This window comes from Brevundimonas sp., assembly GCF_036405315.1.
Classification (GTDB): domain Bacteria; phylum Pseudomonadota; class Alphaproteobacteria; order Caulobacterales; family Caulobacteraceae; genus Brevundimonas.
In genome coordinates this window covers 1-10922 of record NZ_DASWXW010000208.1, presented here as the reverse complement: position 1 = coordinate 10922, position 10922 = coordinate 1, and the positions used below count along the sequence as shown (strand labels likewise).

Here is a 10922-nt window from a genome sequence, read left to right as displayed (position 1 = left end):
GCAAAGAAACGCCGCCGATATCCCCATGCCCAAAAGGACAGAAAAACCATGCGTCTGACTGCCGCCGCCCTCACCGCCGTCGCCGCGACTTCGCTGATCGCCGCCAGCGCCTTCGCCCAGAGCCATGATCACGCCGCCATGAGCCACAGCGCGCACGGTCAGGCCGCGGCTATCGATCATTCCGCCATGATCCCGCGCGCCACGCCGGGCCAGACGGGTCAGGCCGCGATCATCAACGGCCAGGGCGCGGAAATCGGCAAGGCGACGTTGACGCAAGGCGCCACCGGCCTGCTGATCAGGGTCGAGGCCTCGGGTCTGACGCCCGGCTGGCACGGCATCCACATCCACGCCACGGGTCAGTGCGCCGCGCCCTTCACCTCGGCGGGCGCCCATATCAACCACACGGACCCGAAGACGCCGCACGGCCTGCTGAACGCGCAAGGCCCGGATGACGGCGACCTGCCCAACCTCTACGCGGCCGCCGACGGCTCGGCGAAGGCTGAGTTCTTCACCACCAAGGCCCGCATCAGCCAGGACGGCCCCGGCCAGTGGCTGTGGGACGCCGACGGCTCGGCCCTGGTGATCCACGCCAACCCGGACGACCACAACAGCCAGCCCATCGGCGGCGCGGGCGACCGTGTGGCCTGCGCGGTCCTCAGCGCCAACTAACCTAAACGATCAGACCTTGGCGGGGGCGCCGGCGCGCAAGCCGCGCTCCCCCAGGGCGACCGTCACAACCCCGATCAGGGCGATGGCCACCCCGGTCAGGATCTGCGGCGTCAGCACGTCGCCCATCCACAGCCAGCCGATCAGGATGGACACCAGGGGCGAGCCCAGCAGATAGGGCGTTACCCGCCCCGCCTCGCGGCGCTGCACCAGCCAGAAGACCAGACTGGTCGCGAACACCGATGAAATCACCCCCGCCCAGACCACCGTGCCCCAGACGACGGGCGGCGCGATCTGCGCCGCCTCCCACTGCCCTGTCTCGAACACCAACGAACCCAGCGTCAGCGCCGGGAAGGCCATCAGGGCCAGCAGCCCCTGCATCTTCAGCGGCGGAATCGAGGTCGTGCGCCGCGCGATCACCGTCGTCAGCGCCCAGGCCGAGGCGCCCAGGGCCCCGACCGCAATCGCCTTCCAGTCCTGCAAGGCGTGCGGGTCCAGCGTCATCCAGGCCACGCCGACAAAGGCGATGACCAGACCGATGGTCGCCATCCGCGAAATCCGCTCGCCCAGCAGCAAGAAGGCGAACAGGGACGTCAGCGGAATCCAGAGCTGGGTCGCCACCGTCACCGGGCTGACGTCATGAGCCAGCCAAAAGGCCAGATAGATCAGGCCATAGTGGATCGGACCGCCCACCACGGCGATGATCAGCAGGCTCCTCCAGTTCGGGAAGGGCGGCCGCACGAACCAGATCAAACAGGCGGCGGCCACGGCGAAGCGCAGGGCCCCGACCATCAGTGGCGGCATGACCTCGGTGGCGATCTTGGCGGCGGCGTTGTTGATGCCCCAGATCAGCATCACCGCGATGATGGCGGCGATCTCGAGCAGGCTCAGCGGGGAATGGCGATGGCTGGACACCGTGACCTGATGCCACAGGCCGCCGCGAAAGGCCCGTCACGTTCGATGACCGCTCTTTTCCGTCGCGCCTGCCCTAGTCTTCGCCCGACAGGGTGCTATGCCCCGCCCCTTCGCGAAACCGAGGCAAATCGATGACCCGCACGCTGGCCGCCCTGATGATGACCGTCGCCGCCTTCAGCGCCGCCCCCGCGCTGGCGCAGACCGGCAAAGGTCCGACGGCCGTGGTCTCGCCCCAGCCCCTGCCCATCGACGACAGCCGCCCGCGCGTCTTCCTGGGCGGCAGCATCGACATGGGCGGCGCGCCCGACTGGCAGGCGGCGATGACCTCGGCCCTGGCCGACATGGACGTGGTCGTCCTCAATCCCCGCCGCCCTGACTGGAATCCGAACTGGCGCCCCGAGGCCGACGAGCCCGAGTTCCGCCGTCAGGTCGAGTGGGAGCTGGCCGCGCTGGAATCCGCCGACGTCATCGTCATGTATTTCGCGCCCGGCACGCAAAGCCCCGTCAGTCTGCTGGAGATGGGTCTGCACGCGCGCGGCGGAAAGCTGATCGTCCTGGCTCCCGAGGGCTTCTGGAGAAAGGGCAATGTCGACATCACGGCCCAGGCCTATGGCGTCAAACAGGTCCAGTCCCTGCCCGAACTGACCGCCGCCGTCCGCGAGGCCCTCAGCGAGGCCGCGTCCACGGGCCGCTTCGCCCGCTGACAAGAAAAAGGCCGCGCCCTCCTCTCGGAAGACGCGGCCTGATCGTTCGGTCGAACCGACCTTAGAACGGAATGTCGTCGTTCAGGTCGTAGCTTTCCTTGGGACCCGAGGGCTTGTTGGCGCCGCCGGTCGAGAAGCCCGAGGAGTAGTCGTCGTCGTTGCGGCCGCCGCCGTAACCGCCGCGATCGCCCATGCCGCCGCCCTGGCTGTCGTTACGACCGCCCAGCATGGTCAGCTGGCCGTTGAAGCGTTGCAGCACGATCTCGGTCGAGTATTTCTCGACGCCTTGGGCGTCGGTGTATTTGCGGGTCTGCAGCGAGCCCTCGATGTAAACCGTCGAGCCCTTCTTCAGATAGTTCTCGGCCACCTTGACGATGTTCTCGTTGAAGATGACCACCTGATGCCACTCGGTCTTTTCCTTGCGCTCGCCGGTGGCCTTGTCACGCCATTGCTCCGAGGTCGCGATGCGCAGGTTGGCGACGCGGTCGCCGCTGTTCAGCGTGCGGATTTCCGGGTCCTTGCCCAGGTTGCCGATGAGGATGACCTTGTTGACGCTGCCCGCCATAACCGATGTCCTTTTATGTTCTTGCCGTCGATCCCTAGCGGATATCGGCGGAATGTTCCAGTTTTGTTCACGCCCGAGCAGGCGGGAATTCTAGTTGGGGGCGACCGCGACAGGACGACCGTCGATCTCGCGCTGGATGGCGCCCGGAATGGCCAGACGGCCGTCGCCGGTGCGCGTCAGGGCGAAGAAACGCTGCCCCGTCAGCGTCTTGCCGAACTTCACGCCCCCCCGGTCGATGAAGATGAACTGCCCCTGATAGGCGCCGATCATGTCGCGGTTGTTGCCCCCCATGCGCAGGAAGCGCAGGCGCATTTCCTCAAGCCGCGCGGCGCAGAACTCGATTTGCGGCTGGTCCCGGGCGACGACATTGACCAGGGGCGCGGACTTGCCGTCTTCGGGCAGGACCACATGATAGCAGACGCCCGGCTCGGTCGGCGCCTCGACGCCCTGCCGGGCGCAGGCGGCGACGGTCAGGCCCAGGAGGCCCAGCGCAGCGTAAGAAGCGATTTTGCGGCTCATCGGCCCAACTCCGGGAACTGACAGTTGCGGTCCTGCTGAGCCAGGGTGCGGAATCGGGTGTTGTCGTTCGATTGCTCGACGCGACGCGGCACCAGACGCAGGGTGGTGTCGCCCCAACGGCCGTATTGGGCCTCGCCCGGGCGGACGCAGACCCCGGCGTAGAGGGCCTGGACACAGGCGCTCATGCTCATGCCGGAGCTGATCGAGCGCCACTCCGAGCCCGTGTGACGCATGCAGGCCGTGCCCGAGGCCGGGGCCGGCGCCGCGCGGCTGGGCTCGGCGGGCGAAGCCCCCTCGTCGACCGGGGCGACCTCGACCTTGGGTTCCGCGGGCAGTTCCGGCGGCGGGGCGAAGGCGGCGGTCGGGGCCGCGGCCAGGGCGCCGGTCGCATCCAGACCCACGTCCAGGGCGCTGGTGGCCACGCCGTTGCGCTGGGCGCAGTCGGCCAGGGTCGCCTGACCCACGAACTGTCCATTGACGAAGCAACGCAGTTCGCGCGCCGGCTCCAGCGTCGGGGCCTCGGCCAGGTCGATGGTCAGCCCGCCCTGGGACGCGGGCGGCGCCTCGGTCGGCCCGTCGCGGCCTCCGCTGAACACCAGGGCGGCCGCCACGGCCGCAACGACGGCCAAGCCGCCCCCGACGATCAGGACCGTGCGATTGTCTTTAGGAAGGGCCATGCGGGACTCGACGCCAATGATGGCCCCAATAACCCCGGCGACGCGCCGCGCGTCAACCTAAAGCGGGGCTAGCCGCCCCTAGCCTGTGAGTCGTGCCAAGGCCGCCTGATAATTGGCCAGTTGCGCCCTGAGATAGGCCGGCGCCTCGCCGGTGATCGCCGGCGTGGTGCTTTTGGGGGCCAACGACCTGTAGGCGCTCTGCAGCGTCACCATTGCGGCCCGCAGCTTCTCGTTGGATCGCTTGACCGCGTCAGCGTCGCGCAGGCTCAAGGTCTTGGGCAGATCGAGGCCGAACGTCTTCAGGTCGCTGCTGGAAGGGCCGATGTAGCCAGGGGTCAGGCCCAGGGCCGCCAGCGCGTCGCGCCCCGCCTCGCCCGCCTGCAAGACCGCGCCGTCGCGACCGTCGGCATAGGCGATCGACAGGCGCTGCACGCCGCCGGCCGTCACCTTGGTGTCGCCGTTCATGCCGGTCGTATAGTCCTTGTCCGTCTTGATCGTGACCTTCAGCGAGCGGCCCGAAGCCGTCTCGATCTTGCGCGCCAGGGTCTGCAGCGTCTCCTTGGCGTCGATGGTCACGGCGACCGAACGACCGCTGGACGAGGTGACATAGAAGCGATCCCCGGCCCTCAGGGCCGTCGCATCCACCAGGTTCTTGGAATCCGATTGCGGAATCTCGCCCTGCGGCAGACCCAGCCGGTCCAGCACGCTGGCGCCGCCCGCGGCGACGGCGATGGTCGTCGGCGCAGCCTGGCCGTTCGCGCCGGTCCACGTCTGCTTCCACTCGACCGCGCCGGTCAGGGGATCCAGACGCGCCAGATAGCCGGACGTGGGATCCGTGGCCTTGGCGCCGACAGGACGATCGGCGACGCCGGTCAGCCAGACCTTGCCGTCCACGACCTTCACGTCGGCGGCGGAATCGTCGCCCGCGCCGCCGTGATAGGTCAGGCGATCATTCCCCGACGCCGTCAGATCGTCGGCTATCACAGCCACGAAGGCGTCCTGGCCGCCGGCATGGGCGGTGTTGACCTGACCGATGTTCAGGGCCGGATTTCGCGTAACGCCGGCGACGATCACCTGACCGTTCACGACAGACAGCCCGCTGATCTCGCCGCCGTCGGCGCCGCCCAGGTCGCGGGTGGACAAGAGCGTCGGCGCCCCGGTCGGATCAATCTGGAAGCGACGCACGACCATGCGCCCGTTCTCGACCCCGGCGGTGTAGAGCTTGTCGCCGTCCACGGTCATGGCCTGGACGTTATCGTCGCCGACCGTGCCGAACTGGTCGACGCCCGAGGCGATGGCCTTGATCGGCGCCAGACTGTGGATCTGGGTTTCGCTGAAGGCCTGGACATAGCCGTCCCAACCGCCCAGGGCGACGCTGCCAGACATCGCCGACTGCGAACGCCCGGCAACGTAGACCCGGCCGTCCGCGCCAAACGACACCGCCGTCGCCTCGTCCGCCGCCTTGGCGCCGCGACGCTGGGTCCACTGCTCGGCGCCCTTGGCGTCGAACACGGTCACGAAGCTGTCGGCCACATTGGCGGAGGCGCCCGACACGCCGGGCTCCAGCGCGCCCACGACGGAACCGGCCACGGCCACACGGCCGTCCGCGCCCACGGAAATCGCATAGCCGCTGGCGGTCGAGGCGGCGCCCAGGGCCCGGCTGAGCACGACCTGACCGGCCGAATCCAGCTTCATCAGCACCACATCGCCCTGCCCTTTGATCGGCTGGGTCGACGTGCCCTCGCTGACGTCGGCGACGATCCACATCGAACCGTCCGGGCCGACGGCGCTGGCGCGAACCGTCTCGACGCCGGCCGGCAAGGCCGACTGGCCGATCTGGCCGTCGACCCAGAAGGCCGCGCCCGTGGCGTTGGGTGCGCCTTCCTGGAATTTCAGCACATTATGCGCGCCGGCGGTTCCCACCCCCTGCACCACATAGACGGCGTCGGACGACGAAACCGGGACGAAGCTGACGGTTTCAGACGACGCGCCCTGGACGCTGAGCGCCCACTGATCCGGCCCCGCCGGCAGGGTGATGGTCTTGTCGCCGCTCTTGATGACGCGCGGCTCGGACGGCAACAGTTCGCGCCCCATCCGCGTCTGCACGCCGGCCGCCTCCAGCTTGCCGTTGATATGATCCACCACCGACTGCAGCGTGCGCGGAGCGCCGCCCATGTCGGCCAGGTCGATCGCGATCGACTGCGAACCGCTGACCGTCTTGACGGTGATGCTGAATTTCACGTCGCCCTGGAAGGCGGCGACGTCATCTGTCACCGCTCCGGAATGGATCGCGCCGGTGACGTATTTCGTCGAATCCCGGGCCACGGCGGCGCCGGTCTGGGCCTTGGTCGCCGACACGCCTTCAACCATTCTCAGGCCGTCGAATTTCGAGTCGCGCAGGAAGACGGACAGCTCCGCCATGCCGGCGTCGAAACGTTTGGAAAGCTGCGCGTTTTCACCAGCGCTGACGCCGCGTTCGCCAGCCCGTCCGGAAACGGCCTCCAGCATGGAGAGACCCTGATACAGGGCGAAGATCTTGCGGTAGTCGCCGGATGACGTCCCCTTGACGTCCAGGCTGGTCGTCGCCTCGTTGAAGAAGCGGCGCCCGCCCATGGCGGCGCGCAGCAGCTCGGATTCGGTCGGCGGCTTGGCGGCGGGGCTCCAGGGCGCTGTGGGCTGCTTCTTCAGGGACGAAGCCGCGCCCGACGAGCCAGAGGCCGTCGGCGTCAGGCCGTACATCCCAAGAAGATAGCTGTTGTTGATCACAGGCTGACGCCCTCCGGCCGGCAGTTTGCCGAACGTCTGGTAACGAACTGTTTAAGATCGCGCCGGAACAGCGACGGTTGACCGACGTTAATCGCCGGTCACAGGCAAGGGGTTAGGGCCCATGTCGTACCTGCGTTGGATATTCCTGAGAATGGCCAGCCTGTACGGGCTGATGCCACGCCCCAGTCCGCGCAGGCCGCCGCCGATTTCACTCGGCCACGGGGTCCCTCGTCTGTTCAGATAGATCAGCCCTTGAACAGCGACAGGATGATCTGCGGCGCCTGATTGGCGATCGAAAGCGCCTGGGCGCCCAACTGCTGCTGGACTTGCAGCGCCTGCAAACGGGCGCTTTCCTTGGCCATGTCGGCGTCCACCAGGTTGCCGATGCCGGTTTCCAGCGAGTCCATCAGCTTGCCGACGAAGATGTTGTGCTTCTCGATCTGCTTGGCCTGGGCGCCCAGTTCGGCCAGGTTTGCGCTGGAGGTGTCCAGCGCGGCGATGACCTGGTTCAAGGCGTTGGTCGCATTGTCAGGCGTCAGCAGATCGAAGGCCGTCGCCGGCGCCACGAAGTTGGTCGTCGCCAGACCCAGGCCGACCCGCGTCATGTCCTGACGGTTCACGGTGATGGTCTCGCTGGCGTTCACATTCGCCAGGAAGTCCAGCGCCGTGACGCTGGTCCCGTCCAGAATGTTCTCACCATCGAAGGTGGCGTTGTTCGCATAGGACTGCAGCGAGGTCAGCAGAGCCTGGAACTCGTCGTTATAGGCCTTGCGAGTCGCGACCGAGGCCGAGGGATCCGCCGCCGAAGTCGCCTTCTGGCGCAGCTCGATCAGCAGGTCGGAGATCTGAGCGCCTGCCGCGAGCGATACGTCGGCGAGCGACGTCGCGCGGTTCATGCTGGTCTTGACGGCCTCAAGCGCGCCAGTGTCAGCCCGCTGGTTCTGAGCGATGGCCCAGGTCGCCGCATTGTCCTTGGCGCCCTGAACCTTCAGGCCGGTGTTGACCCGGTTCTGGGTCATCGCCAGCTTCTGGTTGGTCGAATTGAGGTTCTGGAGCGCGGTCAGCGCCGAGGCATTGGTGAGAACGCTGTTAGTCATGGCTTCTAGCCCCAGTTCAAATTCTGAGCGCCAGAATGTCGCTGATTCCTGAGCGTATGGTTAACGGCTAAGAAACGAACGCGACGCCGCCCGGCAAGCCGGCGGCGCTGCGGTCCACGCTACAGGATCAAACGCGGGTCTTGATCAACTCACCCGGGCCGTAAGCCGGGCTGTGGCGCATCTTGACGACCTCTTCCCGGGGCAGTTGGCGAATGACCTCGCCAGTGACCCGATCCAATGTCTTGTAGACGAAGCCGCCGGGCCCTTCCTCGATAGTCAAGCGGTACCGGCCCGCGTCGTTATCGTTCTGAACCGGCCGCTGCGGCCCTTCGACGCCCTGACCCAGGGCGTCCGCATTGATGAAGGTTATGCCAGGTACTCTTGCGACATTGTCTGCCATTTCCCTATTGCGCGGTCACGCCGCGCCCTCCGTCTCCGGACGTGCGAACGGGGGCGAACCGAAAGGCCCGCCCCCGGCCACGTCTTATTAGCGGAACAGGCCGAGCAGAATGCCGCTCGACTGGTTCGCGATCGACAGCGCCTGCACGCCCAGCTGTTGCTTGGTTTGCAGAGCGGTCAGCTTGGCGCTTTCCTTGGCCAGGTCAGCGTCCACCAGGTTGCCGATACCCACTTCCACCGCGTCCTGAATCTTGGACGTGAAGCTCAGTTGGCGCTCCAGCGACTTGGAGTTGGTGCCCAGCGTGCCCAGCTTGGCGGCGAAGGTGCTGATGGCCGTATCGACCGCAGCGGCCGTGGCGCCGGCACGAGCGATCGCGCCCGTGGCGGTGGCGACGGTCGTGGCGGCGCCGGCCACGGCGTGAACCGTGAAGGTGTCGCCTGCGGCGGTGCCCGTCTGAACGATCAGGTTGTTGGTCGCCGAGCCGGCCGAGAACAGGTTGACGCCGTCGAAGTTGGCGCCGCCCAGGGCCTTGGTGATTTCGTTGCCCAGAGCATTGAAGTCAGCCAGGTAGGCGGTTTCTTGAGCCGAACCGGCGACGGACGACTGGATGGCGACGGCCAGCGACTTTTGCTCTTCCAGGGCCTTGGTGACCACGTCACCAGCGGCCAGAGCGACGTCGACGACCGACTGACCGCGCTGGATGGATTGCTTCACGGCGTCCAGAGCACCCATTTCGGCGCGTTGGCCGGTGGCGATGGCGAAGATGGCGCCATTGTCCTTGGCCGAGGACACCTTCATGCCCGTGTTCACGCGGTTTTGCGTGACGTTGAGGTCACGGCTGGTCGCGTTGAGATTTTGCAGCGCGATGAGGGCGCCAGCGTTCGTGTTGATGCTGTTAGCCATTTTGGCCATCCTTTGTCTTCGACGATGTCCGACGCCATTTTGGCTGCCGGGAGCTTTCTGCTCGGGATGACTATCAGCAAGGCCGGGGCCACAAAATTGATCCAACCGCCCCGCCATCAACACGCTGAATTCATTACGTTAGATTTGGTAAACCATGCTCACAGCCCGGCAGTAATTGCCGATCGACCGCCGCGACCGGCAAATTGTGCCGGGCCGCTCGGCAAAATCTTCCGCCTCAGGGCGTTCGCCGACCATCCTGCAGCGCCCGTTCCGCGCTCAGGGTCTCGACCGCCAGCCGCCTCGCCCCGTCGCAAGCGACGATCTGGGCGCCGCGCAGGAGGTAGGCGGCCTCCAGATCCGCCAGGCTCGGCCTCTCGGGCAAAGTCGCCAGGGCGCACGGTCGCGTCGCCGCCTCAGGCAGGGTCAGGCGTGGCGGCGCAACCGTCGATATCGGGGGCGAGCCGGCACAGTTCGCGATCGTGAGCGCGCAGGCGATCAGCCCGCACAGGGTCCAAGGGGTCGTTCGCATCCTCGGCGCTCCTCGCCTGGGTGATGGCCGCGACGGTCGCCCGCTGCACGGCCAGGGTTTGTCGGTGATGGATTTCAAGCCGAGCGGACTGCCGCGCCCGCCCCACCGCTTCGATGCGGCGAGCCTCTGCATCGCTCTCGGCCCGGGCCGCGCGCGCCTGCGCCGCCTCCAGCCGCCGCTCCTGCAGGCCGAACGGGTCCCAGCTCAGGCCCAACCCGCGCCCGGCGATCCCGATAAGCAGGAGCGCCGCCGCGACCAGGGCCAGCCATCCCAGCGGCGTCAGCGTGCGCAACAGGATATGGCGGCTCATGGATAGGCCCTCCGGTCCAGCTCGAAATGGGGGCCGTCCCTCAGCCGGACCCAGTCGCCGCCCCAGATCAGCGGCGCGCCCAAGCTCCGGGCGGCGTCCTTGAACGCCCCCGCGATGCGCCCGTACAAAGGCCAATCCCAGCGCACCTTGCCCTCGACCAGGGCCGCGACATCGACCGCGTGACCCGTCAGATGCCGCGAGTTCAGCGTCAGGCTGGCCCCCGCCCTGACCAACGCTGCCTGGCGGGCCGGATCGCGCAAGCCCTCCGTGACCATGAAGTCCACCTCGGTTCGGCGGATCGCCGCCTCGACCACGGCGATCAGGTCGGGGTGGACGCCCAGCAAGCGGGCGCGCGAGCGTTGCGACAGGCGAAAGCTCATCCCCCGCCCCCCGCCGCCAGACGCAGGCGAAGATTGGCCAGCATGGCGATCATCTGTTGGGCGGTCGGCGCGACCAGATAGAGGACCAGCATCAAGGCCAGCAACCCCATCAGCCCCTCGGCCACGCGCGGCAGATCGGTCGGCGCCGTCCGCCCCACCGCCCGCGCCAGCAGCCACCACAAACCTGCGCTGGCGACGAAGACATAGAGCCGCCGCCACAGCCAGCGCCCCTCGGCCAGCCCGATCTCGCTCATCGCCGTCCCGCTCATGCTTCATCCTCCGGATCGCCGGGTGCGGCGGGTCTGCGCCAGTCGCTGCCCAGCTGGTCGAAACAATCATCGGGCGTCAGCCGCTCGGGCGCGGCCCAGGCCTCCTCGTCCAGCAGTTCGGGCTCCTGGATGCGGTCGAAATATCGCGTCATGCCGCTCACCCGATCGCCGTCAGCCAGACCACGCCCGCCGCGCCCGCGCCGCCCGCGCCCGGCGTCGTCA

General features: G+C 67.6%; 14 protein-coding genes and 1 pseudogene. 2 read left to right on the top strand and 13 right to left on the bottom strand.

Annotation, left to right across the window (positions count from 1 at the left end; translation table 11 throughout):
• The first annotated feature begins 138 nt into the window (after positions 1 to 138).
• Positions 139 to 669: a superoxide dismutase family protein gene (locus tag VGE49_RS12995; RefSeq protein WP_414643659.1), complete on the top strand. Its 531-nt coding sequence runs from the start codon at positions 139 to 141 to the stop codon at positions 667 to 669.
• 9 nt (positions 670 to 678) lie between these two features.
• Here VGE49_RS12995 and VGE49_RS12990 read toward each other — a convergent pair whose 3' ends face one another.
• Complete coding sequence (locus VGE49_RS12990; RefSeq protein ID WP_331034963.1) at positions 679 to 1581, bottom strand: DMT family transporter; 903 nt, start codon at positions 1579 to 1581, stop codon at positions 679 to 681.
• Positions 1582 to 1712: 131 nt separating this feature from the next.
• Between VGE49_RS12990 and VGE49_RS12985 the strand changes: the two genes are divergently transcribed.
• Complete coding sequence (locus tag VGE49_RS12985; RefSeq protein WP_331034962.1) at positions 1713 to 2285, top strand: nucleoside 2-deoxyribosyltransferase domain-containing protein; 573 nt, start codon at positions 1713 to 1715, stop codon at positions 2283 to 2285.
• Positions 2286 to 2346: 61 nt separating this feature from the next.
• On the opposite strand, the gene ssb is transcribed toward VGE49_RS12985, so the two are convergent.
• The 12 genes and pseudogenes from ssb to VGE49_RS12925 form a co-directional block, all read right to left on the bottom strand.
• The gene (gene ssb, locus VGE49_RS12980; RefSeq protein ID WP_331034961.1) at positions 2347 to 2850 is read right to left on the bottom strand and encodes a single-stranded DNA-binding protein; all 504 of its coding nucleotides are present in this window, start codon (positions 2848 to 2850) and stop codon (positions 2347 to 2349) included.
• 90 nt (positions 2851 to 2940) lie between these two features.
• Positions 2941 to 3369 (bottom strand): hypothetical protein, encoded by a 429-nt coding sequence (locus VGE49_RS12975; RefSeq protein ID WP_331034960.1) that lies wholly within the window; start codon positions 3367 to 3369, stop codon positions 2941 to 2943.
• A complete protein-coding gene (locus VGE49_RS12970) occupies positions 3366 to 4046 on the bottom strand; it encodes a hypothetical protein (RefSeq protein ID WP_331034959.1) in 681 nt (226 codons plus the stop codon). Before VGE49_RS12970 ends, VGE49_RS12975 begins: the two co-directional genes overlap by 4 nt.
• A gap of 78 nt (positions 4047 to 4124) precedes the next feature.
• Positions 4125 to 6812, bottom strand: a complete 2688-nt coding sequence (locus VGE49_RS12965; RefSeq protein ID WP_331034958.1) for a transcriptional regulator — start codon at positions 6810 to 6812, stop codon at positions 4125 to 4127.
• Between the two features lie 245 nt (positions 6813 to 7057).
• Positions 7058 to 7909: a flagellin gene (locus VGE49_RS12960; RefSeq protein ID WP_331034957.1), complete on the bottom strand. Its 852-nt coding sequence runs from the start codon at positions 7907 to 7909 to the stop codon at positions 7058 to 7060.
• 127 nt (positions 7910 to 8036) lie between these two features.
• Complete coding sequence (locus VGE49_RS12955; RefSeq protein ID WP_331034956.1) at positions 8037 to 8309, bottom strand: hypothetical protein; 273 nt, start codon at positions 8307 to 8309, stop codon at positions 8037 to 8039.
• Between the two features lie 87 nt (positions 8310 to 8396).
• A complete protein-coding gene (locus VGE49_RS12950; RefSeq protein WP_331034955.1) occupies positions 8397 to 9212 on the bottom strand; it encodes a flagellin in 816 nt (271 codons plus the stop codon).
• 235 nt (positions 9213 to 9447) lie between these two features.
• On the bottom strand, positions 9448 to 9594 hold the full coding sequence (locus VGE49_RS12945) for a hypothetical protein (protein ID WP_331034954.1): 147 nt from the start codon (positions 9592 to 9594) through the stop codon (positions 9448 to 9450).
• 31 nt (positions 9595 to 9625) lie between these two features.
• Positions 9626 to 10051, bottom strand: a complete 426-nt coding sequence (locus VGE49_RS12940; protein ID WP_331034953.1) for a hypothetical protein — start codon at positions 10049 to 10051, stop codon at positions 9626 to 9628.
• Positions 10048 to 10431 (bottom strand): M15 family metallopeptidase, encoded by a 384-nt coding sequence (locus tag VGE49_RS12935; RefSeq protein ID WP_331034952.1) that lies wholly within the window; start codon positions 10429 to 10431, stop codon positions 10048 to 10050. The genes VGE49_RS12940 and VGE49_RS12935 overlap by 4 nt, the downstream gene beginning before the upstream one ends.
• Positions 10428 to 10700: a hypothetical protein gene (locus tag VGE49_RS12930; protein ID WP_331034951.1), complete on the bottom strand. Its 273-nt coding sequence runs from the start codon at positions 10698 to 10700 to the stop codon at positions 10428 to 10430. The genes VGE49_RS12935 and VGE49_RS12930 overlap by 4 nt, the downstream gene beginning before the upstream one ends.
• Positions 10697 to 10922, bottom strand: a pseudogene (locus VGE49_RS12925) (hypothetical protein); the annotation flags it as partial. The pseudogene VGE49_RS12925 and the gene VGE49_RS12930, both read right to left, overlap by 4 nt.